Here is a 22825-nt window from a genome sequence, read left to right on the forward strand (position 1 = left end):
ACAGAAAGGAACCTTTCCATGCGTCTGACGATCCGGCGGAGGGCCGGGCGGAGGGCCGCCCTGCTTGCCGTCGGGGCGATGACCGCGAGCCTGCTGCTCACCGCACCGCAGCAGGCCACGGCCGGCCCGCCCAATCTGCTGTCCAATCCCGGTTTCGAGACCGCCGGGGCCCCCGGCTCCGACATGCCGTCCTGCTGGTCCAGGTCCGGCTGGGGCAACAACGACTTCACCTTCGCCACCGTCGCCGACGCGCACGGCGGCACCAAGGCGATGAAGGTCTCGCTCACCCGCCGCGTGGACGGCGACCGCAAGGCGCTGGTCACGGAGAACAGCACCTGCGCCCCGACCGTCACGCCGGGCAAGCAGTACGACCTGTCCGCCTGGTACAAGTCGAACACCCCGGACGTGTCGGTGACCGTGTTCCGCCGTGACACGACGGCGGGCTGGCAGTACTGGACCGACCTGCAGAATCCGCCCGTCAGCGCGGCCTGGGCGCGTACGGAGGTCCGTACGCCGGTCGTTCCGCCGGGCACCGACAAGATCGCGTGGGGTCTGTCGGTCTACGGGGTGGGCACGCTCACCACCGACGACTACGCGCTGGAGGAGGTGGGCGCCGTCCCGCCGCAGCCGTCCTGTTCGGGGACCGCGGAGGAGTGCGCCAAGGGCAAGTGGCAGGTGATCCCGGCGCAGAACCCGGTGCGCTCGATGCACGCGGTCGTACTGAAGAACGGAAAGGTGCTGCTGATCGCGGGCTCGGGCAACGACATCGCCCAGTTCAACGCGGGTACCTTCACCTCCGCCGTCTACGACCCGGCGAACGGCTCCTTCAAGACGATCCCGACCCCCGTCGACATGTTCTGCGCGGGCCATGTGCAGCTGGCGGACGGCCGGGTGCTGGTGATGAGCGGCAACAAGGGGTACCCGTCGGCCGACGGCAAGATCGGCTACCAGGGGCTGAAGGACTCGTACACCTTCGACCCGGCGACCGAGAAGTACACCAGGACCAACGACATGAACGGCGGGCACTGGTACCCGTCGGCGACGATCCTCGGCAACGGTGACGTGATCTCCTTCGGCGGGCTGAAGGAGGACTCCACGGGCAATGTGACGGCGGAGAAGTTCTCGGCGGCGCAGAACAAGTGGCTGCCGATGAACGAGGTCAACCAGACCTGGTCGTACTGGGGCCTGTACCCGTCGATGATCCTCATGCAGGACGGGCGGCTCTTCTACTCGGGCAGCCACACCTTCGGCAACGGCACGCAGGGCACCGGGGCCTCGATCTACGACTACGACGCCAACACCATCACCGACGTGCCGGGCCTGCGGAACAAGGACGAGCGGGACGAGTCGGCGAGCGTGCTGCTGCCCCCGGCCCAGGACCAGCGGGTGCTGACCATCGGCGGCGGCAACAACGAGCGCAATCCGGCGGCCAACCGGCTCACCGACATCATCGACCTCAAGCAGCCCAGCCCCGCCTACACGGCCGGACCGCCGATCCCGCAGGGCCTGGTGGACCAGGGCCAGGGCAAGCGGCCGCAGACCGGCGCCGAGGGCAAGATGTTCGTGTCGGCGGTGCTGCTGCCGGACGGCAAGGTGCTGGAGACCGGCGGCGGGCTGCACGACCGGGCCGACCCGGTCTTCGAGGCCTCCTTCTTCGACCCGGCGACCAACACCTACCAGGCGGGTCTCGCCACCGACCCGATCCCGCGGACCTACCACTCGGCGTCGTTCCTGATGCCGGACGGCCGGGTCATGTCGGTCGGCGACAATCCGGGCAACGGGACGTACAACCACAACGTGTCGATCTACACCCCGCCCTATCTCTTCAAGGGCGCCCGCCCGCAGATCACCTCGGTGATCGACACGCAGTGGGTGTACGGGGACACGCAGCGGATCACCGTCAACCGGCCGGTCGCCAAGGCGGAGCTGATCCGTCCGGCGGCGGTCACCCACTCCTCGGACCCTAACCAGCGGTTCGTGGACCTGCCCATGACCGTCGACGGGAACAACATCGACCTGAACGTCACCAGCAACCCCAACCTGGCGCCGCCCGGCTGGTACATGCTCTTCGCGGTCGACGCGAACGGCATCCCGTCGATCGCGACCTGGGTGCACCTCGGCGGCCCGTCCGCGCTCGCGGCCACCCAGGAGCAGCCCTCCGCGCACGAGCACACCTTCGCCGACAAGCTGGGGCCCGCCAAGGAGGCTGTTCCTGATAAAGAGGGGGCCGCGCGCGACTTTGCCCCGGTCGCGCCGAGCGTGGCCGGCTGCGACCGGCACTACGGCACGGTCAACGTGTGCGTACCGACCCGCTTCCCGGCCGAGGTGCAGGCGACGACGAAGGCCCGCTGCGACTGGCTGGCCTCCCACACGTACCCGAAGCGCCTCAAGGTCAACGGCAGCGACCCGCTGCGCCTGGACCCCGACCGCGACGGCTACGCCTGCTGAAGCCGGACCCGGCGACGGCCACGGACCAGGACCCCGCCACCCCCAGGGGCGGCGGGGTCCTGGTTGCGGCGGTGGCCCGGCTGGCGTTCCAGGGGTGCGCCGACGGCTTCGCCGACGAGAAGCTGAGCTCCGTCTTCGGCGAGCTGGCCGACCGGCTCTTCGACGCGGCCCTGGACGACTCCGGTTCCGGCTCCGCCTGAGCGCGCGGAACGCGACCGGGGCCGGGGCCGGGCCGCCCCTCGGTCAGTGCTGGTACGCGGCGAGCGAGATGCCGACGTAGTGGGCCACGAAGGCCGCGAGGGTCAGCGAGTGGAAGACCTCGTGGAAGCCGAAGAAGCGCGGGGAGGGGTTCGGGCGCTTCATGCCGTAGATGACCCCGCCCACGCTGTAGAGGAGGCCGCCCACGACCACCAGGACCAGGACGGCGATCCCGCCGGTATGCATGAAGTCGGGCAGGAAGAAGACCGCCGCCCAGCCCATGGCGATGTAGCAGGGGGTGTAGAGCCAGCGCGGGGCACCGACCCAGAAGACCCGGAACGCGATGCCGGCGGCGGCCGCGATCCACACCGCCCACAGCAGGGTCCGCCCGGTCGAGGGCGGCAGCAGCAGGACGGTCAGCGGGGTGTAGGTGCCCGCGATGATCAGGAAGATGTTGGCGTGGTCGAGCCGGCGCAGGATGGCCTCGCCGCGCGGTCCCCACGTGCCGCGGTGGTAGACCGCGCTGACGCCGAAGAGCAGGCAGGCCGTGAGGATGTACACACCGCAGGCGACGCGGGCCCGGGTGGAGTCGGTGAAGGCCATGAGCACCAGGCCGGCGACGACCACGGCGGGGAACATCCCGAGGTGCAGCCAGCCGCGCAACAGCGGCTTCTCCTCCAGGGCGGTCTCTGCCGCCTCCAGGGCCTCGACTACCGGTGTGGCCTCGGCGGCCGGGATGGCCGCGGCATCAGAAGTCATGCGCGCCATGCTACCTACGGGTCCGTAGGTTTCCGTTAGTGGTCTTTACGGAAGATTGACGGACGTGGCAATGCTCACGTGAGAGGCCCTCTGGACATATGCGCACATCCACCGGATGATCAGATGAGTGCGGTCGACACCGGATGAGCGGAGCGCGAAGCGTCCGGGTCGCAGCCCCCACGGGGCCTACACCAAACAAACCCCTCAACAAGGAGCAATCGTGGCGCGCGACAACGCGGCTCCCACCATCCCGACGACTCACCAGGAGCTCATCTCCTGGGTGGACGAGATCGCTGCCCTCACCCAGCCGGACCGCGTCGTCTGGTGCGACGGCTCCGAGGCAGAGTACGAGCGCCTGTGCGAGGAGCTCGTAGCCAAGGGAACGTTCAAGAAGCTCGACGAGACGAAGCGCCCGAACTCGTACTACGCCGCCTCCGACCCCTCCGACGTCGCGCGCGTCGAGGACCGGACCTTCATCTGCTCCGAGAAGGAGGAGGACGCGGGCCCGACCAACCACTGGAAGGCCCCCGCCGAGATGAAGGACATCTTCGCGGGCGAGAAGGGGATCTTCCGCGGCTCCATGAAGGGCCGGACGATGTACGTCGTCCCGTTCTGCATGGGCCCCCTCGGCTCCGAGCTCTCCGCGATCGGCGTCGAGATCACCGACTCCGCCTACGTCGCGGTCGCCATGCGCACCATGACCCGCATGGGCAAGGCCGTCCTCGACGAGCTCGGCACCGACGGGTTCTTCGTCAAGGCCGTCCACACCCTCGGCGCTCCGCTCGCCGAGGGCGAGGCCGACGTGCCGTGGCCCTGCAACACCACCAAGTACATCTCGCACTTCCCGGAGACCCGCGAGATCTGGTCCTACGGATCCGGCTACGGCGGCAACGCCCTCCTCGGCAAGAAGTGCTACGCCCTGCGCATCGCGTCCGTCATGGCCCGCGACGAGGGCTGGCTCGCCGAGCACATGCTGATCCTCAAGCTCACCCCGCCGGCCGGCGAGGGCGAGACCAAGTACGTCGCCGCCGCCTTCCCGTCCGCCTGCGGCAAGACCAACCTGGCCATGCTGGAGCCCACGATCTCCGGCTGGACCGTCGAGACCATCGGCGACGACATCGCCTGGATGCGCTTCGGCGAGGACGGTCGCCTCTACGCGATCAACCCCGAGGCCGGTTTCTTCGGCGTCGCCCCCGGCACCGGCGAGCACACCAACGCCAACGCCATGAAGACCATGTACGCGAACACCGTCTTCACCAACGTCGCGCTCACCGACGACGGCGACGTGTGGTGGGAGGGCATGACCGAAGAGGCGCCCGCGCACCTCATCGACTGGAAGGGCAACGACTGGACTCCGGCCTCGGAGACCCCGGCCGCCCACCCCAACGCCCGCTTCGCCGTCCCGGCCTCGCAGTGCCCGACGATCGCCGCCGAGTGGGAGGACCCCAAGGGCGTCCCGATCTCCGCGATCCTCTTCGGCGGCCGCCGCGCCTCCGCCGTGCCGCTGGTCACCGAGTCCTTCGACTGGAACCACGGCGTCTTCATCGGCTCGAACATCGCCTCCGAGAAGACCGCCGCCGCCGAGGGCAAGGTCGGCGAACTGCGCCGCGACCCCTTCGCCATGCTGCCGTTCTGCGGCTACAACATGGGCGACTACATGGCCCACTGGGTCAAGGTGGCCGCCGACAAGGACCAGGCCAAGCTCCCGAAGATCTACTACGTGAACTGGTTCCGCAAGAACGACGCGGGCAAGTTCGTGTGGCCCGGCTTCGGCGAGAACAGCCGCGTCCTGAAGTGGATCGTCGGCCGCCTCGACGGCACCGCCGAAGGCGTGGAGACCCCCATCGGCATCCTGCCGACCAAGGACTCCCTCGACCTCGACGGCCTCGACCTCCCGGCCGAGGACCTGGACTTCCTCCTCACCGTCGACAAGGAGGTCTGGCGCGAGGAGGCCGCCCTGGTCCCCGAGCACCTCAACACCTACGGCGACCACACTCCCAAGGAGCTGTGGGACCAGTACCACGCACTCGTGGAGCGCCTGGGCTGAGCCAGGACGCGCCCTGAAGAAGGGCCAATGAACGTGGGAGCCCCCGACCAAGCGGCGTCCCACCGCTGTGGGAGCCCCCGACCAAGCGGCGCCCACCGCAGCACCGGCCCGTCCTGTCAGGAGCGTCCGCGCTCCTCCAGGTAGGCCGTGTGCGTCTGCTGACGGCGGGCCTCCACCTCGTGGAGGCCCGCCGTTACGCGTTGCGCCTCCTCACCCAGGAGCCCCAACTGCCGCTCCAGGTGCCGCTCCGGCGACTCTCCGCCCGGCGTCATCCGGCTCCACCAACGGGTCCGGTGGTACGCGTCCACGCTCTCCGGCACGTCCTGCCGGACCGCCCGCGACACCGCGTGCACCGCCTCCGGATCGGTGACCAGCACATCGGCCACCCACCCCGGCTCCAGCAGCGCCCCGTACAGCTCCAGCAGTTCCGCGAGGGCCTCCCCGGCCCCCGACGGCAGCTCCACCCCGGCGACGTACTCCCGCAGTCGCCCGAAGTCCTCGCGCAGTACGCCGAGCTCCTCCCGCGGATCGAACGGCGGCGGCGCCGTCCGCTCCGGCGGTGCGATCAGCGCGCCCGCCCCGTACAGCCCGGCGACCACCACCGGCCAGTACGCACCGGCCACCCCGGCGAGGGTGAGGGCCAGGCCGGCCACGCCGCAGGCGGAGCCGGCCAGGTTCTTCTTCGACTCCAGGTACATCAGGCCCCGGGCCGTCCTACTGGTAGCCACGGATCTCCTCGAAGGCTCCGGCCAGCGAACCGGTGCCGCCGGTGGCGTCGAAGAGCCGCCCGCCGGTCAGCTCGGTGATGTGGGTGAGTTCCTTGCGGTCCGAGTCGCCGAACAGCACCGCGAAGACGGGCGTCTGCTTCTGCGCCGGCGGCAGGGCCGCGTAGAAGGAGTCGAAGTGCTTCGCCCCGACCCCCTCGGTGTTCTCGCCGTCCGTCATCAGCACGATCGAGGTGAACGCGTCCGCGCCGCCCTGGCCGAGGTGCTGGTACGCCGCCTCCAGACTGCCGTAGACCGCCGTACCCCCGTCCGGCTCCAGCGACTTCACGTCCCCCCGGATCGCGTCCAGGGCCGGACCCGGATTGCCGGGCTCGACGACGTGGGTGCGCACCTTCTTCACCTTGGACCCGAAGGGCAGCAGCGTCACCTCCTCACGGTCCCGGAACCGCTGCCCGGTACCCGAACTCCCCGAGCCCGTCAGATCGGTGAGCGCCGACTTCAGCCGCCCGATCCGGTCCTCCTCGCTCATCGAACCCGAGGTGTCCAGCACGTACACCGTCCGCGAGGGCCGGCGCAGCTCGTTCTCGTACGAGGCCAGCAGCCCGTCGGCGACCGACCGCGAACCCGGGAAGGGCAGCTCGCGCCGCTTCTCGGCGTCCAGCCCGGCGGCCGGCGCCACCCCGGCCGCGACCGGGCGGCGGAAGGTCTGCTCGGTGATAGCCTTCTGCGCCTCCGGGCCCCGCAGGTACTCCGTGAGCGCCCGCCCCGCGTCACGCGCCCCGGCCGGGGCCGAGGTCAGCAGCGTCAGCGGATAGTGGGCGGTGACCACCCCGTCGCGCGGCCGGATCACCGCCAGCGGACCCCCGGCGTCCTTCGCGTCCCGGTTCATGGACAGCAGCACCGACTCGTAGTTCACCAGCGCGTCCACGTCCCCGCGCTTGCCGTACGCGGTGACGAGCCAGCCCGAGGAGCCCGAGGTCAGCCTCTGCCCGGTGAAGAACTCCTTCAGCCGGGGCGTGGCCGCCTTCACGTCCGCGTCGCTCAGCGCCGCCTGCGCGCCCGACAGCCCCGACGCCACCGACACCAGCGCCGAGAAACCGGAGTTGGAGCGCACCGGATCCGTCATCCCGTACGTCAGCTTCCCGGCGGCGACGGCCTCGTGCACCGCCGGCCAGGTGACCTCCTCGGGCTTCCAGCCGAGCCGGGCCAGCGCCTGCGGCTTCACACCGAGGGCGACGGACGAGGACATCACCGAGGTCTCGCTGGACAGCTTCCCGGCCGCCTCCGGCCGCAGCCGCAGATAGTCGTTGGAGGAGAGCCAGATCGCGTCGTACTTGCCGTCGGCCTGCCCGGAGGCGACCTGCTCGGCGGCGTCCAGCGTCCCGGACCAGGTGAGCTTCACGGTGACCCCGGTGGCGGCCTTGGCGGCCTTCAGCACGGGCTCCATGTCGCTGAGCTCACTGGAGGCCAGCACCCGCAGGGTGCCCTCCTTGTAGGCCGTCTCTGCCGGCTCGGCCGAACCCCCGGAGGTGCAGGCCGTCGCCGCCATGAGCACGCCGAGCGCGAGCGCGAGCGCGAAGCCCGTCCGGCCCGGCCCACGGCCCGTCCGCGGGGGCCGGGGCGCGATCCCCACCGCCGCCCGTACCCGCCCGGCCGCGCTCACAGCGCACCCCCGTCGAGCGCACCGGCGGTCCGCGTCCGCGCGAGGTACGCCGACGCGCTCTGCAGCTCCCCGGCCAGCGACTCCACCGTCGCCGCCATGTTCTCCGTCGCCTGCACCTTGAACGTGTCGATCGCGTCCAGCGTCTTGTAGATCTGCGCGAACGCCGTCCGCAGCGTCTCCGCGCCCACCGCCGGATCGGCCGCGATCCGCTGGATCTCGCCGCTCTGCGAGGACAGCATCTCCGCGTTGCCCCGGATCAGCTCCTCGGTGGTCCCCCTCAGGGCGTTGACCTGCTCGGTCACCTTGCGCTGACTGTCGAGGGCCGACGCCAGCATCACGGCGATCCGCAGCGCGGACACGGTGGTGGTCGCGGCCCGGTCGACGCCCTTGATCAGCTCGTCGTTGCTGCGCCGGACCACGTCCATCGCCAGGTAGCCCTGCGCGCAGACGGCCAGCTGCGTCAGCAGGTCCTGGTGCTTCTGCCGGACCGGGAAGAGCACGTCCGCGCGCAGCGCGTCGGCCGCACCCGGATCGGTGTGCTCCGCCTCGGCGACCCGCTGCTCCACGGCGCTGTCCAGGGCCTCGGTCAGGACGGCGTACTCCTGGAGCTTGCCCATCGTCTCCCACAGGCGCGAGCGCTCGGTGTGCAGGGCCGCGTTGTCGCGGCGCAGTTCGTCCTGGCCGCTGCGCAGCGAGCCCACGATCTTGTTGAGCGTGGCCTGCGAGGAGGCGTACTTCGCCACGTGGTCGCGGAACTTGTTGCCGCCCGGCAGCTTCGCGAGCAGCTTGCGGGCCCCCTTGGCGGGCGTGTCGCGCGGGTCGAGGTCCTCGACCGTGCGCCGCAGCTCCACCAGGGACCCGGCGACCCGGGCCTGGGCGTCGCCGCCGCCGTCCGGGCCCAGCGAGCGCACGGCCCGCTCCAGCATCCGGTTGGACTGCTGGGCGGCGCTGCGGATGTCGGCCTGGCCGAGGCCGGCTATCTCCCCGATGCGCTGCGCGAACTCGGGGGAGCGGGCATCGATCGCGGCGAGCGAGCCGACGTACTCCCCGGCCCGGCGGGCCATCTCCTCGCGGACGCCGTCCTGCAGCGGGACCAGCCCGGCGGCCTGCTCCTGGCGTACGGGGGCGACGGGCTCCGGAGGACTCAGGCGGAAGGAGGTGTCCTCGGGCGGTGTCAGTGTCATGGCGTGTCCCCCTGGCCCTTGGCGCGCTGGGCCAGCGCCATCAGGATCTTGACGGTGGGTGTGCCGACCTGGCGGATACCGGTCAGCCCCGTGTTGAGGTAGGCGTTGTGCGGGGCCGTCGCCGCGGCGAACTCGGCCACGCCCTCCTGCGGGCGGAACCCGCGGAGCACGGCCAGTTCGCGCAGCTTCGGATCGGTGGCGAGGAGGGTGCCCAGCTCCCTCGCCTGCTCGGTCAGCGGCACGAAGGTGTGCGCCGAGTTGACGGTGGTGTCCGGGTAGAGCACGACCATGTCGCCCGGATCCTGCTTCTGCATCAGCAGCGAGGCCACCTGGGACTCGTACACCAGGATCAGCGGTTCGCCGCTGCCGCTGATGAAGGCCCGGAAGGGGTCGTCGGTGCTGGGCTCCAGCGCGCCCTGGACGGAGATCAGCTTGCGCATCAGCGGCGCGGTGCGGGCGATGCCGGCGTCGTCGGCGACCACGGTGTTGCCGTTCGCCACGTTGGACGTGGCGGCGAGGAAGAGGGCGCCGGAGTTGGAGGACGACGGGTCGGTGGTCTTGATGAACACCGTGCCGGTCAGCTCGGCGTGGGCCGCGGAGCCGGGCAGCTGCTGCCAGGTGCGGTCCTCGCCGGAGGCCTTGAGGAAGGGACCCATGAGCAGGGTCCCGGTGTTCTTGCCCGTCATCCTGGCGAGGCCGTTGTCGGCCAGCACCTGGGCCGCGCCGGAGCGGGCGATGACGACGAGGGGGGAGAAGAACGGCTTGGTCTCCTGGGCCCCCTTGAGCCCGGCGGCGGCCGCGACCTCCTTGGCGGGTTCACTGCTGCTGGGGAAGGCGAAGTCGAACTCCTTGAGGGCGAGCTGGTCCATCGCCCAGGAGCCCGAGGTCTCCGTCTTGACGGTGTAGCCCTTGGCGGCAAGGGCCTTGACGACGTCGGGGTCGCGGAAGAATTCGGACTTCTCCGAGCCGATGACGCCACGCACGGTCTTCGTTGCCGTGGTTGCTGGGTGATCCTGCCCCTGGAATGCGGCGACGTAGAGCACGCCGCCGATCAGGAGGAGGCCCAGGACGATTCCTAGGATGCGTCTCACGGGTGCAGAGTGCTCGCGGAAACCCACATTCCGCGCCGATTTGAATGAACGTCAGGTGTCCAGGCGGTCCCACTTCGAAATGCTGTGTGAGCCCTCGGGTGCTGGTGGGCGGGGCGGCGGCCCGGGAGGATCGGCGCATGGGCGTGAGCACGTTGAAATGGCAGGGCTGGCTGGTCGGCCTGGTGACGGTGGCCGGGCTGCTGGTGTTCGCCCCGCTGGGTCTGTACGTGTGGGCGAGCGGCGGCGATCCGCCGCAGGCACCACCGCGGGCGGCGGTGGAGGACGTACGGGTCACCGGGTGCCGAATCGATCCGGCCAGCCGCCGGGTGGTGGCCGCCGTGGAGGCGACGGGGCGGGCCGAGGGCCCCGGCGCGTACGTCGTCACGGTGGAGTTCCGAGACAGCGCCGAAGCGGACCCGCAGAGGCGGGCCGCGCAGGCGCTGGTGAAGATCCCGGGCGTGGCCCCGGGCGCGACCGAGTACGGGGAGGCGGTCGGCCCGGTGTGGCCGGTGGCGACGGTGCCCTGGTGCGGGGTGGCCGGCGCGGAGTTCGCGCCGACGGCCTAGAAGGGATTGCGCAGGGAGTCGCCACCGGTCCTCACCGTGGGGCGATCAGCCGTTCTTGTTCACCTTGATGACGACGGTGCTGCACACCTTGTCGGCGAAGGTCTGCTTCTTCTCGTCCCACAGCGGCCACAGGTAGCCGATGTAGCAGGCGATGTTGTCGAGGAAGTGTGCCAGCTTGCGGACGAACGCCATGCCGAAGCCGAGCGTGGCCCCGTCGAGCTCGCGGTGCACGCTGATGCCGACGATCTTCTTGCCGAACGTCTGGCCGGTGGTGCCTTCCTTGTAGATCTGGAAGAAGACCATGCCGAGGGTGTACAGCATGCCGATCAGGCTGAGGACGCCGGCGATCGTCTCACCCGTCTCGTTGGTGGCGACGGCGGCGCCGACACCGATGAGCGCGTACATCGGGCCCGCGATGATCAGTGCGTCGAGCAGGGTCGCGCCCAGGCGCAGACCCCAGTGGGCCAGCGGCGGCATCCCCGTGCCCGGCATGCCCGGTGCGGGCATCCCCGGCGGCGGGTAGGCGCCGTACGGCGGCGGGGCCTGCTGCGGGTAGCCGTACTGCGGGGCGCCGCCCTGCGGAGGCTGCTGGGGGTAGCCGTACTGCGGGGGCACGCCCTGCGGGGCCTGCTGCGGGTAGCCGGGCTGGCCCTGCGGAGGCTGCTGGCCGTAGGGGTTGTTCGGGTCGCCGAAGCTCATGGGCGAGTCTCTCCAGAATGCTCGAACGGGGACGAAGCGGAGTGGAGGAGATCGACCATGTGGAGCGGCCTCCCCCGTGCTGCCGCGATCTTTCAGCCATCATCGTGTTCGGAGCACCGGCTTCTGTCCAATTTCCGTCCTCGCCGCAGGCCCTCGCGCAAGGAACATGGCACCCGGTCCGGAGCCTCCGCGGCCCCGGACCGGGGCCGTCTAGAGGGCGCCGGCCAGGTCCGAGGACTTCAGGGCGGCGGCGTGCGCGTCCATGCGCTCGGCGGCGAGGATCGCGACGGTGGTGTCGGCGCGGGACGCGGCGACGAGGAGCGCGCGGGCGGCGAGGTCGTGGGCGCGCTGGTGCAGCGCGGCGGCGTCTTCGGGGGAGTGGTGCGGCGCGCGGGCGGGCCGGGCCCCGCGCAGCCGGGCGACCTGGGCGGCGATCGCGGCGGCATCCTCGTCGAGCCCGAGCTCGTCGGTCACGGCGAGCAGGGCCGCGAGGTGGCCGGCGAGCTGGATGTCCAGGGCTTCGCCGCGGCTGCGGTGCGGGTAGTCGGCCGGAGTGTCGCCCATGCGGTGGACGACCGGCTTCGTGCGGATCGGCTCGTACATGAGGTGGCCTCCTGCGTGGTCAGGAGACCATCTTACATTGGATCGGTTCTAAAGTTGAGCTGAATCCTGCTGGTGGGGGGTGTGTCTCGCCGGCTGGACTCCGGCGAGTCGCACCGTGCGCGGCTACAGCTGGCTGTAGCCGTCGAGGAAGTTCCCGATCCGGGTCACGGCATCGGCCAGATCCTTGGCGTTCGGCAGGGTCACGATCCGGAAGTGGTCGGGCTCGGGCCAGTTGAAGCCCGTACCGTGCACGACCATGATCTTCTCGGCCCGCAGCAGGTCCAGGACCATCTGCCGGTCGTCCTTGATCTTGTAGACGGACGGGTCCAGCCGTGGGAAGGCGTACAGCGCGCCCTTCGGCTTCACGCAGGTGACGCCCGGGATCTGGGTGAGCAGGTCGTACGCGACGTTGCGCTGCTCCAGGATCCGCCCACCGGGCAGGACCAGGTCCTCGATCGACTGCCGGCCGCCGAGCGCGGTGGCCACGGCGTACTGCGAGGGCATGTTCGCGCACAGGCGCATGTTCGCGAGGATCGTGAGGCCCTCGATGTAGCAGGTGGCGTGCTTCTTCGGGCCGCAGACCGCCATCCAGCCGGCCCGGTAGCCGGCGACGCGGTAGTTCTTCGAGAGGCCGTTGAAGGTCAGCGTCAGCAGGTCCGGGGCGATGGCGGCGGTGTTGTGGTGCACGGCGCCGTCGTACAGGATCCGGTCGTAGATCTCGTCCGAGCAGACGACCAGGTTGTGGCGGCGCGCGATGTCCGTGAGCCCGCGCAGCATCTCTTCGTCGTAGACGGCACCGGTCGGGTTGTTCGGGTTGATGATGACGATCGCCTTGGTGCGATCGGTGACCTTGCGCTCGATGTCGGCGAGGTCGGGCATCCAGTCGGACTGCTCGTCGCAGCGGTAGTGCACGGCCGTGCCGCCGGCGAGGGACACGGAGGCGGTCCACAGCGGGTAGTCCGGTGCGGGGACCAGGACCTCGTCGCCGTCGTCGAGCAGCGCCTGCATCGACATCTGGATCAGCTCGGAGACGCCGTTGCCGAGGTAGATGTCCTCGACGTCCAGGTCGATGCCCTTGGTCTGGTAGTGCTGCATGACCGCGCGGCGCGCGGAGAGCAGCCCCTTCGCGTCACCGTAACCGTGGGCGGTGCCCAGGTTGCGGAGCATGTCCTCAAGGATCTCCGGAGGGCACTCGAAGCCGAAGGCCGCGGGGTTGCCCGTGTTGAGCTTGAGGATGCGATGACCTGCTGCTTCGAGCCGCATCGCCTCTTCGAGCACGGGGCCGCGGATCTCGTAACAGACATTGGCGAGTTTGGTTGACTGGATCACCTGCATGACGGGAGCTTACGGGCCCGGGTGCGCGCTTGACGTGTGTTTTCGAAGAGAGGCCCGAGGGGTGATTTGTCCCACTTCGGGCAATGCGTGGGTGGGGGAGTGGTCCCCCCTTGGAATCCGGGGCCGCGCCCGCGTTCCGGCCTGCGGAATGAGTGGGACGCGGGCGCGTACGAGCACCTGGTGTTGCGCTCGTCACCCCAGGTGGCCGGCTGGATCGGGAACGACCGGGTAGGCCGCATGAGTACCCCGCATGAGTACGTGCACTCATGCGGGCGCCGGTGCCGCGGCGGAGGCTGGGTGCATGAACCAGGGCGAGTGGAAGCCGGCGGACCGCCGCCGGCGCACCGAACGGGTCGGCACGGTCGTCGTCGCGGTGGCGGGCGCCTTCATGGCGGCAGGAGCGGTCCGCATCGGGTCCGTCCTTCCGGTGTACGTGTACAGCGGCAACTGAGGAGCGCGGGACAGTGGTTTTCGTAGTCGGTGACATGGAGATCGCCACGGTCGGCACGGATGGCGACGACCGGGCGATCGAATTCCTGGTCAGGCCGGAAGGAGTCCTGGAGGAAGCCCGCTTCGCGATCTTCCGTGAACACGGCCAGGAGTGGGAATCGGCCCGCCTCGCCATCGACCCCCACTCGGGCAGCGTCCCCCTGGCGGCGGTGGAATGGGCGGTGGAGTTCGCCCGCGAGTACCTGTGAGGGGGCGGGGGCTTCGGTGGGGGCTTCGGTGGGCGGGAGCCGGTCGGTCGGGGGTCAGGACCTGGGGTGGGGGCTTCGGTAGGCGGGAGCCACTCGACCGGTATCAGAGTCGCGTACGGGGGTTTCCCGTCAGTCCCATCGTCCCTCCGGGGCGGGCCGGTCCCTCAAGGGCGCTCCTTCGTCGCGTCACTGCGTGATGGCCTTCGGCCACCCTTGACCGACCGACCCGCCCCGGAGAAACGAAAGACTGCCGGGAAGCCCCCAAAGGAACGGGCCGGGACATCAAGACAGGGGCGGGGCGGCCAAAGATGTGAGGGGAGATCTCGGCTGGCACGACCGAGAGGCGGGGTCCATCACGGACCAGCGCCCGCGTCGGGGGGAGCGCGTCCAGTCGCTACGCGCTCCTCATCTCTCAGCGTCCGACGACCGTCCTGGGCTGGACATAGGCCGCCCACGAGCCTTGGCTGCTCCTCATGGGGGGCGTCTGCCGACCGACTGGGGTGGGAAGGCGTGAAACTGCGGCTATTTCGTCGTGGATGTGGGTCAGTACAGGTGAGTGGCCGGAAGGGCCGACCGTTTGTGCCAATTACCCCTGTTTGGGCGGGAGCTTGCGGGGTGATGTTCGCGTTGACCCGGCTCCACGACGGAATGGCCGAGCTGCCGGCCGTCCGTCCCTCTCAGCGGCTCTCATCAGCCCCGGGAGGCCGTCGGTCGCGGTCGTGGAGGAGCGTGTAGCGATCTGAGGCGGCCTATGTCCAGCCCAGGACGGCCGTCGGACGCCGAGAGATGAGGAGCGCGTAGCGATTGGACGCGCTTCCTCCATCCCGGCAGGCCGCTGCCATGGGCCCCGTCTCTGGACCACTCCCGCCCGGATCTCCCTGGGCGTCTCTGATCGCCCCGTCCTGCTCCTGGATCGCCCGGCCCGTTCCTTTGGGGGCTTCCCGGCAGTCTTTCGTTTCTCCGGGGCGGGTCGGTCGGTCAAGGGTGGCCGAAGGCCATCACGCAGTGACGCGACGCAGGAGCGCCCTTGAGGGACCGGCCCGACACGGAGGGACGATGGGACTGACGGGAAACCCCCGTACACATCCCTGATACCGCCCGAGCAGACCCCGCCTACCGAAGCCCCCGCCCATCCCCCCGCTGTCAGTGCCGGCGCATACCGTTCGAGGTGTGAAGCCGCTCAGGATCATTGCCGGGGATGCGACGAGTCCCCAGGCCAAAGGGCCCAAGGTCATCGCGCATGTCTGCAACGACCTCGGGGGGTGGGGGAAGGGCTTCGTGCTGGCCGTTTCGAAGCGGTGGGGCGAGCCCGAGGCCGCGTTCCGGGCCTGGCATCGGGGGCGCAGCGGGAATGACTTCGGGCTGGGCGCGGTGCAAGTGGTGCGGGTGAAGCCTGACGTGTGGGTGGCCAACATGGTCGGTCAGCGCGGCATCCGGACCGGGAGCGGGGGGCCGCCCATTCGTTACGACGCCGTGGAGCGGTGCCTCACCGCGCTCGCCGATCACGCGGTCGAGCTCGGGGCGAGTGTTCACATGCCGCGCATCGGGTGCGGGCTCGCGGGCGGTACGTGGTCGCGTGTCGAGCCGCTGATCACCCGGGCGTTGTGTGCGCGTGACGTGGAAGTGACCGTGTACGACCACGGGTGAGTGGCGCCTCCTCAGCGACCGGCGGCCGGTGCGTGGCGGGCCGGCCATGCCGGCTTCGGGAGCCTGGGCGTGCGGCGCCTGTCAGCATCGAAGGCGAGCCAGACGGCTCCTGAGGCGACCGTCGTGAGGAACGGCAGCGCCCAGGCGGCCAGCTGCCAGACGGTCGCGACGTCCAAGGTGCTCACCAGAGCCGCCGCCGGAGCGGCGGCAAGGGTCAGCAGCAGGGTGATCCTGGCCCAGAGCGGCAGCCTGCGGCTCACCGCGGCCGTCGCGAGGCCCAGGCCCGCGCTCGCCGTGAGGATCACGGCCAGGCCCACGAGGGCGAGCGCGAAGGCGACTATCAGGGCGAGGATGATCAGGACAAGGCCCATGTCGTGCCCACCTCCGGTCTCGTGGCAACCCGTCGCGAGGGCAGACGGATTCGCGTTCCCGCTGTTCCGGCAGGTTCACCGGAGACCATTCTGCCAGAGCGTTGAACGTGTTCAATACTGCCCCCGGTGTCACCCGTAGGCCCGGTGTCGGCGGCACGGTCCGGCCGTGGGGGCGTGGCACGATCGCGGGATGGAGTACCGGTACGCCACCGAGGCCGATGCGCCCGCCATGGCTGAGCTCTTCGCCGCCAACCACCACGACGCGCTGACGGAACGGCAGCGGGCGGAACAGGGTTTCGTGCAGGGGCACTTCGACGTCGGCGTGCTGCGGGCGATGGCCGGTGCGCGGGAGCTGCTGGTCGCGGACGACGGGGGCCGGATCGCCGGGCTGCTCGCGCTGTCGGCGCCTGCGGCTCTTGCCGACCCTTCGCCGCCGGTCGCGGGCCTGCTCCAGGCCCAGGCAGCCCTGGACTGGCAGGGGCGCCCGCTGGCCGAGGCGCGGTGGCTGCTCTACGGGCCGGTCGTGGTCGCCGCCGCGTACCGGGGGCGTGGTGTGTCGCGGGCGCTCTTCACCATGGCGGTGGCGGCGGCCTCGGAGCGCGCCGACGCCGTGGTCGCCTTCATCGAGGCCGGGAACGTGCCGTCCTGGAAGGTGCACGTCGACGGCTTCGGCATGGTCCCGCTGGGCGACTTCGTCGCGGGCGGGCGCACGTACAGCGCGGTCGCCGCGGCCACGCTCTGACCCTGACCTTGGCCCTGACCCTGACCTACGCGCGTGGAGTGCTCAGCCCTCGCGCTCCAGGATCACCAGCGGGATCTCGCGGGGCCGGGCCGCGGCGCGGTCGTCCTCGAACGGGGGCCACAGGGCCGTCATCATCTCCCAGTACACCTCCCGTTCCAGGGGGGTGGCGGTGCGCGCCCGCGCCGTGAAGGTGGCGGCGCCGACCTGGAGGCGGACCTCCGGGTGGGCGGTGAGGTTCCGGTACCAGTGGGGGTGGTCCGGGGCGCCGTAGGCGGAGGCCAGGACGATGTGGCGACCGGCGTCCTCGGCGTAGATCAGCGGGGTGCGGACGGTGCGGCCGCCGACGCGGTCGAGCGTGGTCAGCAGGAGGGTGCGGACTCCATGCCACAGGTGCCCGTCAGCTCCCGCGGTGCTCACGTAGGCGCGTACGTGGTCGAGCCGTGGGCCGGGTCGCGGGTCGGTGGGGTGGTCCCAGTCGACATCGAGTACGTGCATTTTACTGTCCTTAGGGTCGTGTCCCCCTTGCGGCTAACGAGCATTAACGATTCTGGATGCGCCCGACCCGTACTGCGCACCGGGCGGGTGCGGCGCCGTTGCGGGGGCGCTGCCCGCGAGCCCCCGCGCCTCGAACGCCGGCGAGGCTGGAAGATCGGGGACGCCCCCGGCGGGGCCGGGGGCGGTTGCGGCAGTCCTCGGGCTGTGCCGTCGCTACGGCAGGTAGCGCTCGATGACCTGCGGGCCCTCCTTCTCCATGAGCTTCCGGGCCTTCTCGATCCGCTCCGGAGTCGGGTCGTGGCCGGTCACCATCACGAGGTCCTCGGGGTCGTACGGTCGCTCCCCGCCGGTGAAGAGGCGGTCCGACCGTGTGGGCTGCTCGTCGGGTTCACTGACCATCGCGTACCTCCTACGGTTTCCCCTGGCCCCATCCTCCGGCCGCCGCCCCATGAACGCACCTCGACCGCGCGCGGGCCGCCGGACGGCCCCGGGCACAACACCGGGGAACAGGCCCAGGGCGTCGAACCGCGCACGCGCGGACCGGTGCCGTGACTGCCAAGGGGGGAGTCACGGCACCTCCGTGTGCGCGGGTCAGACGAGGACCGCCGCCAGCGTGCCGAGCGCGCCGAAGACGGTGAGCACGGCGCAGATCGACAGGTTCACGATCCGGTGCTCCCAGAAGACCGCGACGAACTCGCGGATGGTGGCGCTCGGCCAGTAGTACTTCGCGGTGGGGGAGCCCAGCACCTGCCCGTTGACGCCGGTCTTGCGGGCCAGCATCGCCGCCCGGAAGGCGTGGAAGTTGTTGGTGACCACCACACACCGGTAGGCGGGGTCGTGCGCCGTCATGATCTCCCGGCTGAAGAGCATGTTCTCCTCGGTCGTGGTGGAGCGGTCCTCCAGCACCACGTGCTGCTCGGGCACGCCCTGCGCGATCAGCCAGTCCGCCATCGCCCGGGCCTCGGCGACCTTCTCGTCCGAGCCCTTGCCGCCCGAGACGAGGAGGACCGGCGGCCGGCCGCTCCGGGCCAGCTGGGCCTCGTAGATCTGCTGCCCCTTGCGCAGGCGGGAGGCCAGCAGCGGCGGCACGCGGTCGCCGCCGACCAGGCCCGAGCCCAGCATGACCACGTGGTCGACGTCGCCGCGCACCTTGATCCGCCCGTAGAGGAAGGCGTAGCCGAGGAAGCAGAAGAAGACGAAGGAGACGTAGCCGGCGACCACGGTGACCGTTCCGGCGATGCCGCCGAGGAGGGGGGAGCCGACCACGCCGACGACGACCAGCAGCGCCATCAGCGCGAAGATCGTGAGGCCCGCGAGCATCGACAGCAGGTTGGCCGGCCGGAAGCCCTCCTTGCGGATCATGACCATGCCGTTGCGGACGAGGAAGACGCCCAGGGCCAGGGCGGCGAACGCGGGTGAGGCGAAGACGAGTACGACGATCGTGACGGCCGCCCAGGTGGGCAGCTTGCCGACCTGGAGGAACAGCGCGGAGAACGCGCTGAGGAAGGTCAGCCCCAGGAGCACGGCGTTCTGGAAGCGCCGCCGGTCCTGCCGGACGCTTATGCAGAACGCGAGGAAGAGGAGGGCGGCGAGGGCGAAGGCGACCATGCGGCCCATCGTAGATGTCGGATCTACCGAAGATCGCGGGCGGTTCGGCGAACCGCCCGTCCGGCGAGCACGTCCGTCCGGCGCCCGTCGCGCATGACGAAACGCCCGTCGATCAGGACGTGCGGGACACCGGTCGGCAGCACGCGCGGCCGCTCGTACGTGGACCCGGCCGCGACCGTGTCCGGGTCGAAGAGGACGAGGTCGGCGCGGTACCCCACGCGGACCAGGCCCCGGTCGGGCAGCCGCAGGCGCGCGGCGGGGCGGCCGGCCAGGTGGGCCACGCACTCCTCCAGGGAGAGCAGGCCGAGTTCGCGGACGTAGTGGCCGAGGTAGTGGGGGAAGGTGCCGTAGGCGCGCGGGTGCGGTTTCGCGCCCTGGAGGATGCCGTCGGAGCCGCCGGTGTGGACCCGGTGACGCATGATCGCCCGGACGTTCTCCTCGTCCCCGACGTGCTGGAGGATCGTCGGCGCGAGCCGGTCGCCGAGCAGCAGCCCGCGGGCGGTCTCCCAGCCGTCCAGGCGCCTGCCGACGTACGGGCCGTAGGCGGGGTCGGCGGTGCCCGAGATCTCGATCGTCGACCAGTCGACGGGCACCCCGTGGCAGCCGTCGGAGCCCTCGACCTCCAGCGCGTGGCGGATCCGCCCGGCCTGGGTGTCGTCGCGCAGCCGGGCCAGGACCGCCTCCGGGCCGCCCTCGTTCGCCCAGCCGGGCAGGAGCGCGACGAGGGTCGTGCAGCCGGGGGTGTACGGGTAGCTGTCGAGGGTGATGTTGGCGCCCTCGGCCAGCGCCGCGTCGAGCAGGGCGAGCAGTTCGCCGGCCCGGCCCCGGTTCTCGCCGAAGTTCATGGTGGCGTGCGCGAGGTGCAGGGCGCAGCCGGCCTCCCGGGTGAGGGCGACCATCTCGGCGTAGGCGGCCAGCGCTTCGTGGCCGTAACTGCGGTGGTGCGGGCAGTAGTAGCCGCCGTACCGGGCCACGACCCGGCACAGCTCGGTCAGTTCGGCCCCGGTGGCGTACATGCCGGGGGTGTAGGTGAGGCCGGAGGACAGGCCGACGGCTCCCTGGACCAGGCCGTCGGCGACGAGCCGGCGCATCCGGTCCAGCTCGGCCGCGGTCGCCGGGCGGTCGTCCCAGCCGAGGGCGTACGCGCGGACCGTGCCCTGGGGGACGAGGTAGGCGGCGTTGACGGCGATGCCCTCGCCGCCGAAGCCGCGGTCCAGCCGGTCGAGGTACTCGCCGACCGTGCGCCAGTCGAGGTCGATGTCGTCGCCGGGGCCGTTCCAGCCGGCGATGGCCGCCCGCACCTCGCCGAGGGTGCGGTCGTCGGCGGGCGCGTACGACAGGCCGTCCTGGCCCAGGACTTCGAGGGTCACGCCCTGCGCGGCCTTCGCGCTGTGGTCCGGGTCGCGGAGCAGGGCGAGGTCGCTGTGGGCGTGCATGTCGACGAAGCCCGGGGCGAGGGCGAGCCCGTGCGCGTCCAGGGTCTCGCGGCCCCCGGACAGCCTGCCGATCCCGGTGATCCGGCCCTCGTGGACGCCGACGTCGGCGGTGTACGAGGGCCCGCCCGTGCCGTCGACGACGCGGGCCCCCCGGATGACCAGGTCCACCGGCCCCCGCCTAGAAGAAGGTGCGGACGTAGTCGGTGACGGTGCCGTCGGCCTCCACGACCGGGATCAGCGGCCACTTCTCGAAGATCGTGCAGGGGTGGGACATGCCGAGGGCCACCCAGTCGCCCACCTGCACGTCGTCGGCGGAGTCGGTCTCGAGCCAGGCGTGCTGGTCGGACAGCTTGACCACGCGAATGCCGGTGGCGGGGCGCTCCGCGCCGGTGAGGGCGTCGCGGACGAGCTCGGCCTCGGGCAGGCCCAGGTCGTAGGCGATGTCGCGCTTGCCCGCGTTGACGAAGGCCTGGGTGGGGGAGGGCCGGGAGACGACCTGGGTCCACAGCCGGAACGCCGGGCGCAGCCCGCCCTCCTCCGGGTGCCGGTTGAAGGGGGTCAGCCGGGTGTACCAGCCGTGGTCGTGCGAGACGTACGCGCCGGAGCGCAGCAGCTTGAGGACCGGGCGGGACAGCTCCGGGAGCTCGGCGAACACGTCGGCGACCGCGTCGAACCAGGCGGAGCCGCCGGCGCTGACGACGATCTCGTCGAGGTCCGCGGGGAAGCGGCCCGCCTTGTCGAACTCGACGGCGAGCGCGGTGAGCCGGCGCAGGTACGCGTGGACGGATCCGGGGTCGGCGCCGGGGACCTCGGCCTCGTAGCCGCCCATGCCGACCAGGCGCAGGGTGGCGGTGGCGGCGACGGCGTCGGCGACGGCGCGGCAGTCCTCGTCGCTGCGGGCCCCCGTACGGGCGTCCTCGCCGGCACCGAGCTCGACGACGACGTCGATGACGGCGGGCGAGTCGCGCAGGGCGCGGTCCATGAGGTGGACCCCGCGCACGGAGTCGACGTAGCAGACGAAGCGGAAGTCGGGGTCGGCGGCGAGCTCGCCGGCCACCCAGCGCAGGGCGGCGGGATCGACGAGCTCGTTGGCGAGGAAGATCCGCTGGATGCCGAAGGCGCGGTAGACGCGGGCCTGGTGGGGGACGGCGGCGGTGATGCCCCACGCGCCGTGCTCCAGCTGGCGTCGGAAGAGCTGCGGGGACATGCAGGTCTTGCCGTGCGGGGCGAAGGCCAGGTCGTGACGGGCGGCGTAGGTGCCGAGCGCGGCGAGGTTGTGCTCCAGCGCGTCCGCGTCGAGGGTCAGGACGGGGGTGGTGAAGCCGCCGGTGTACAGGTCGCGGCGCTCGGCGGCGAGCCGGCCGACGGTGAGGCCGTGCGTCTGGGCGTCCGGGGGGAGGCCTTTGAACCGGTGGTCGACCGGCTCGTCGGCGAGGTCCTTGACGGGGTCGCTGTCGCTGGCCATACGGGTACCTTCCGATTGTATTGCGTGGGCTGCAACGGTCGTTGCGTGTGCCGCTGCATGCTGTCTAACATCCGGGGTGACGGCGGGTCAACGTGCGGCGCCGCTCCTGGGGCTCCGCCCCAGACCCCGCGCCTCAAACGCCGACGAGGCTGGATTTGTGCCGGCGCGAGCCTTTGTCTGCGGACGCGGCCGGATCAAGCCCCGCCGGCGATTGAGGCGCGGGTTCGGGCGGAGCCCGAGTCTCCGGCGGAGCCGGTGGTGCAGTGACCGTACGAGAGGACGAGGGATGAGCCAGTCCGTGGAACGGGCACTCGCGGTGCTGTCGCTGCTCGCGAAGGGGCCCGCCGGCCTCGGCGAGGTCGCCGACGAGCTCGGCGTGCACAAGAGCACCGCGCTGCGCCTCCTGCGCACCCTGCACGAGCGCGGCTTCGTCTACCGCCGCCCCGACGGCCGCTACCGCCTCGGCGCACAGCTCTTCGCGCTCGCCGCCGAGGCCATCGAGAACCTCGACGTCCGGGAGATCGCGCACCCCCACCTCGTCGAGCTGAACCGGGCCACCGGGCACACCGTTCACCTCGCCCTCCACCAGGACGACGAGGTCGTGTACGTCGACAAGGTCGACAGCCGCTACCCGGTCCGCATGTACTCCCGTATCGGCAGGCCCGTGCCCCTGACGGTCGCCGCCGTGGCCAAGCTGCTCCTCGCCGACCTGCCCGAGGCCGAGCTCCGCGCCCTCGCCGGCCGGATCGACTACCCGCGCTACACCGCCCGTTCGACCCCGGACGCGGCGGCCTTCCTGCGCGAGCTGGACCTCGTCCGGGAGCAGGGCTGGGCCACCGATCTCGGCGGGCACGAGGAGTCCGTCAATTGCCTCGGGGCGCCCGTGCACGGGCCGGACGGGCGGGTCGTCGCCGCGCTGTCGGTGTCCGCGCCGAGTGTGGTCGTCTCCGCCGAGGGGCTGCTCGAACTGCTGCCGCAGGTGCTGCGTACCGCCGAAGCCATCAGCCAGGACTACTCAGGAGTACAGGAGAGCACGTGAGCGAGA

General features: G+C 71.2%; 23 protein-coding genes. 9 read left to right on the forward strand and 14 right to left on the reverse strand.

The window, feature by feature from the left end; genetic code table 11:
• The first annotated feature begins 18 nt into the window (after positions 1 to 18).
• Positions 19 to 2448, forward strand: coding sequence for a galactose oxidase-like domain-containing protein (locus ACZ573_RS02150; RefSeq protein ID WP_471297817.1), 2430 nt, complete (start codon positions 19 to 21; stop codon positions 2446 to 2448).
• A 71-nt stretch (positions 2449 to 2519) separates the two neighbouring features.
• The gene (locus tag ACZ573_RS02155; RefSeq protein ID WP_471297820.1) at positions 2520 to 2648 is read left to right on the forward strand and encodes a hypothetical protein; all 129 of its coding nucleotides are present in this window, start codon (positions 2520 to 2522) and stop codon (positions 2646 to 2648) included.
• Positions 2649 to 2691: 43 nt separating this feature from the next.
• On the opposite strand, the gene trhA is transcribed toward ACZ573_RS02155, so the two are convergent.
• Complete coding sequence (gene trhA, locus ACZ573_RS02160; protein ID WP_471297823.1) at positions 2692 to 3405, reverse strand: PAQR family membrane homeostasis protein TrhA; 714 nt, start codon at positions 3403 to 3405, stop codon at positions 2692 to 2694.
• A gap of 220 nt (positions 3406 to 3625) precedes the next feature.
• Here trhA and ACZ573_RS02165 point away from each other — a divergent pair, with 220 nt between their 5' ends.
• Positions 3626 to 5452, forward strand: coding sequence for a phosphoenolpyruvate carboxykinase (GTP) (locus ACZ573_RS02165; RefSeq protein ID WP_471297826.1), 1827 nt, complete (start codon positions 3626 to 3628; stop codon positions 5450 to 5452).
• Positions 5453 to 5568: 116 nt separating this feature from the next.
• Here ACZ573_RS02165 and ACZ573_RS02170 read toward each other — a convergent pair whose 3' ends face one another.
• The 4 genes from ACZ573_RS02170 to ACZ573_RS02185 all read right to left on the reverse strand — a co-directional run bounded on the left by ACZ573_RS02170 (position 5569) and on the right by ACZ573_RS02185 (position 10115).
• A complete protein-coding gene (locus ACZ573_RS02170) occupies positions 5569 to 6180 on the reverse strand; it encodes a hypothetical protein (RefSeq protein WP_471297829.1) in 612 nt (203 codons plus the stop codon).
• A complete protein-coding gene (locus tag ACZ573_RS02175) occupies positions 6167 to 7726 on the reverse strand; it encodes a substrate-binding and vWA domain-containing protein (protein WP_471299019.1) in 1560 nt (519 codons plus the stop codon). Before ACZ573_RS02175 ends, ACZ573_RS02170 begins: the two co-directional genes overlap by 14 nt.
• Before the next feature lie 110 nt (positions 7727 to 7836).
• Positions 7837 to 9024 (reverse strand): toxic anion resistance protein, encoded by a 1188-nt coding sequence (locus ACZ573_RS02180; RefSeq protein ID WP_471297832.1) that lies wholly within the window; start codon positions 9022 to 9024, stop codon positions 7837 to 7839.
• Positions 9021 to 10115 carry a hypothetical protein gene (locus ACZ573_RS02185; protein ID WP_471297835.1) on the reverse strand — a complete coding sequence of 365 codons (1095 nt, stop codon included), beginning with the start codon at positions 10113 to 10115 and terminating at the stop codon, positions 9021 to 9023. The genes ACZ573_RS02180 and ACZ573_RS02185 overlap by 4 nt, the downstream gene beginning before the upstream one ends.
• Positions 10116 to 10258: 143 nt before the next feature.
• Between ACZ573_RS02185 and ACZ573_RS02190 the strand changes: the two genes are divergently transcribed.
• Entirely contained in the window at positions 10259 to 10681 is a 423-nt protein-coding gene (locus ACZ573_RS02190; protein ID WP_471297838.1) for a hypothetical protein, read from the forward strand.
• 45 nt (positions 10682 to 10726) lie between these two features.
• Here the strand turns inward: ACZ573_RS02190 and ACZ573_RS02195 are convergent, their stop codons facing one another.
• From ACZ573_RS02195 to ACZ573_RS02205, 3 genes are all read right to left on the reverse strand, one after another.
• Positions 10727 to 11380 (reverse strand): RDD family protein, encoded by a 654-nt coding sequence (locus tag ACZ573_RS02195; RefSeq protein ID WP_471297840.1) that lies wholly within the window; start codon positions 11378 to 11380, stop codon positions 10727 to 10729.
• Positions 11381 to 11590: 210 nt separating this feature from the next.
• Positions 11591 to 11983, reverse strand: a complete 393-nt coding sequence (locus tag ACZ573_RS02200; protein WP_471297843.1) for an SCO4983 family protein — start codon at positions 11981 to 11983, stop codon at positions 11591 to 11593.
• A 123-nt stretch (positions 11984 to 12106) separates the two neighbouring features.
• Positions 12107 to 13318, reverse strand: coding sequence for a pyridoxal phosphate-dependent aminotransferase (locus ACZ573_RS02205; protein ID WP_150258960.1), 1212 nt, complete (start codon positions 13316 to 13318; stop codon positions 12107 to 12109).
• A gap of 301 nt (positions 13319 to 13619) precedes the next feature.
• On the opposite strand from ACZ573_RS02205, the gene ACZ573_RS02210 reads away from it, so the two are divergent.
• The 3 genes from ACZ573_RS02210 to ACZ573_RS02220 all read left to right on the forward strand — a co-directional run bounded on the left by ACZ573_RS02210 (position 13620) and on the right by ACZ573_RS02220 (position 15663).
• Entirely contained in the window at positions 13620 to 13769 is a 150-nt protein-coding gene (locus tag ACZ573_RS02210; protein WP_471297846.1) for a hypothetical protein, read from the forward strand.
• A gap of 13 nt (positions 13770 to 13782) precedes the next feature.
• A complete protein-coding gene (locus ACZ573_RS02215) occupies positions 13783 to 14016 on the forward strand; it encodes a hypothetical protein (protein WP_471297849.1) in 234 nt (77 codons plus the stop codon).
• Positions 14017 to 15186: 1170 nt separating this feature from the next.
• Positions 15187 to 15663, forward strand: coding sequence for a macro domain-containing protein (locus tag ACZ573_RS02220; protein WP_471297852.1), 477 nt, complete (start codon positions 15187 to 15189; stop codon positions 15661 to 15663).
• Between the two features lie 11 nt (positions 15664 to 15674).
• Here the strand turns inward: ACZ573_RS02220 and ACZ573_RS02225 are convergent, their stop codons facing one another.
• Positions 15675 to 16034: a hypothetical protein gene (locus ACZ573_RS02225; protein WP_471297855.1), complete on the reverse strand. Its 360-nt coding sequence runs from the start codon at positions 16032 to 16034 to the stop codon at positions 15675 to 15677.
• Between the two features lie 190 nt (positions 16035 to 16224).
• Here ACZ573_RS02225 and ACZ573_RS02230 point away from each other — a divergent pair, with 190 nt between their 5' ends.
• Positions 16225 to 16776 (forward strand): GNAT family N-acetyltransferase, encoded by a 552-nt coding sequence (locus tag ACZ573_RS02230; RefSeq protein ID WP_471297857.1) that lies wholly within the window; start codon positions 16225 to 16227, stop codon positions 16774 to 16776.
• Positions 16777 to 16818: 42 nt separating this feature from the next.
• Here the strand turns inward: ACZ573_RS02230 and ACZ573_RS02235 are convergent, their stop codons facing one another.
• The 5 genes from ACZ573_RS02235 to ACZ573_RS02255 all read right to left on the reverse strand — a co-directional run bounded on the left by ACZ573_RS02235 (position 16819) and on the right by ACZ573_RS02255 (position 21780).
• Positions 16819 to 17271, reverse strand: a complete 453-nt coding sequence (locus ACZ573_RS02235) for a nitroreductase/quinone reductase family protein (protein ID WP_471297860.1) — start codon at positions 17269 to 17271, stop codon at positions 16819 to 16821.
• Positions 17272 to 17484: 213 nt separating this feature from the next.
• Complete coding sequence (locus tag ACZ573_RS02240; RefSeq protein ID WP_030013293.1) at positions 17485 to 17670, reverse strand: hypothetical protein; 186 nt, start codon at positions 17668 to 17670, stop codon at positions 17485 to 17487.
• A gap of 192 nt (positions 17671 to 17862) precedes the next feature.
• Positions 17863 to 18879, reverse strand: coding sequence for a YdcF family protein (locus tag ACZ573_RS02245; RefSeq protein ID WP_471297862.1), 1017 nt, complete (start codon positions 18877 to 18879; stop codon positions 17863 to 17865).
• Positions 18880 to 18902: 23 nt separating this feature from the next.
• Complete coding sequence (locus ACZ573_RS02250) at positions 18903 to 20483, reverse strand: N-acyl-D-amino-acid deacylase family protein (RefSeq protein WP_471297865.1); 1581 nt, start codon at positions 20481 to 20483, stop codon at positions 18903 to 18905.
• A gap of 10 nt (positions 20484 to 20493) precedes the next feature.
• Positions 20494 to 21780 carry an alanine racemase gene (locus ACZ573_RS02255; RefSeq protein WP_471297868.1) on the reverse strand — a complete coding sequence of 429 codons (1287 nt, stop codon included), beginning with the start codon at positions 21778 to 21780 and terminating at the stop codon, positions 20494 to 20496.
• A gap of 286 nt (positions 21781 to 22066) precedes the next feature.
• Between ACZ573_RS02255 and ACZ573_RS02260 the strand changes: the two genes are divergently transcribed.
• Positions 22067 to 22819 carry an IclR family transcriptional regulator gene (locus tag ACZ573_RS02260; protein WP_471297870.1) on the forward strand — a complete coding sequence of 251 codons (753 nt, stop codon included), beginning with the start codon at positions 22067 to 22069 and terminating at the stop codon, positions 22817 to 22819.
• The last annotated feature ends 6 nt before the right edge of the window (positions 22820 to 22825 follow it).

The sequence above is a fragment of the Streptomyces sp. NPDC040545 genome, assembly GCF_055595065.1.

Excerpts from the sequence above, each read along its gene's own strand:
- ACZ573_RS02150 (WP_471297817.1), top strand. The coding sequence starts at position 19 with ATGCGTCTGACGATCCGGCGGAGGGCCGGGCGGAGGGCCGCCCTGCTT.
- trhA (WP_471297823.1), bottom strand. The coding sequence starts at position 3,405 with ATGACTTCTGATGCCGCGGCCATCCCGGCCGCCGAGGCCACACCGGTA.
- ACZ573_RS02175 (WP_471299019.1), bottom strand. The coding sequence starts at position 7,726 with ATGGCGGCGACGGCCTGCACCTCCGGGGGTTCGGCCGAGCCGGCAGAG.
- ACZ573_RS02180 (WP_471297832.1), bottom strand. The coding sequence starts at position 9,024 with ATGACACTGACACCGCCCGAGGACACCTCCTTCCGCCTGAGTCCTCCG.
- ACZ573_RS02195 (WP_471297840.1), bottom strand. The coding sequence starts at position 11,380 with ATGAGCTTCGGCGACCCGAACAACCCCTACGGCCAGCAGCCTCCGCAG.
- ACZ573_RS02200 (WP_471297843.1), bottom strand. The coding sequence starts at position 11,983 with ATGTACGAGCCGATCCGCACGAAGCCGGTCGTCCACCGCATGGGCGAC.
- ACZ573_RS02205 (WP_150258960.1), bottom strand. The coding sequence starts at position 13,318 with ATGCAGGTGATCCAGTCAACCAAACTCGCCAATGTCTGTTACGAGATC.
- ACZ573_RS02210 (WP_471297846.1), top strand. The coding sequence starts at position 13,620 with ATGAACCAGGGCGAGTGGAAGCCGGCGGACCGCCGCCGGCGCACCGAA.
- ACZ573_RS02225 (WP_471297855.1), bottom strand. The coding sequence starts at position 16,034 with ATGGGCCTTGTCCTGATCATCCTCGCCCTGATAGTCGCCTTCGCGCTC.
- ACZ573_RS02230 (WP_471297857.1), top strand. The coding sequence starts at position 16,225 with ATGGAGTACCGGTACGCCACCGAGGCCGATGCGCCCGCCATGGCTGAG.
- ACZ573_RS02235 (WP_471297860.1), bottom strand. The coding sequence starts at position 17,271 with ATGCACGTACTCGATGTCGACTGGGACCACCCCACCGACCCGCGACCC.
- ACZ573_RS02240 (WP_030013293.1), bottom strand. The coding sequence starts at position 17,670 with ATGGTCAGTGAACCCGACGAGCAGCCCACACGGTCGGACCGCCTCTTC.
- ACZ573_RS02245 (WP_471297862.1), bottom strand. The coding sequence starts at position 18,879 with ATGGTCGCCTTCGCCCTCGCCGCCCTCCTCTTCCTCGCGTTCTGCATA.
- ACZ573_RS02255 (WP_471297868.1), bottom strand. The coding sequence starts at position 21,780 with ATGGCCAGCGACAGCGACCCCGTCAAGGACCTCGCCGACGAGCCGGTC.
- ACZ573_RS02260 (WP_471297870.1), top strand. The coding sequence starts at position 22,067 with ATGAGCCAGTCCGTGGAACGGGCACTCGCGGTGCTGTCGCTGCTCGCG.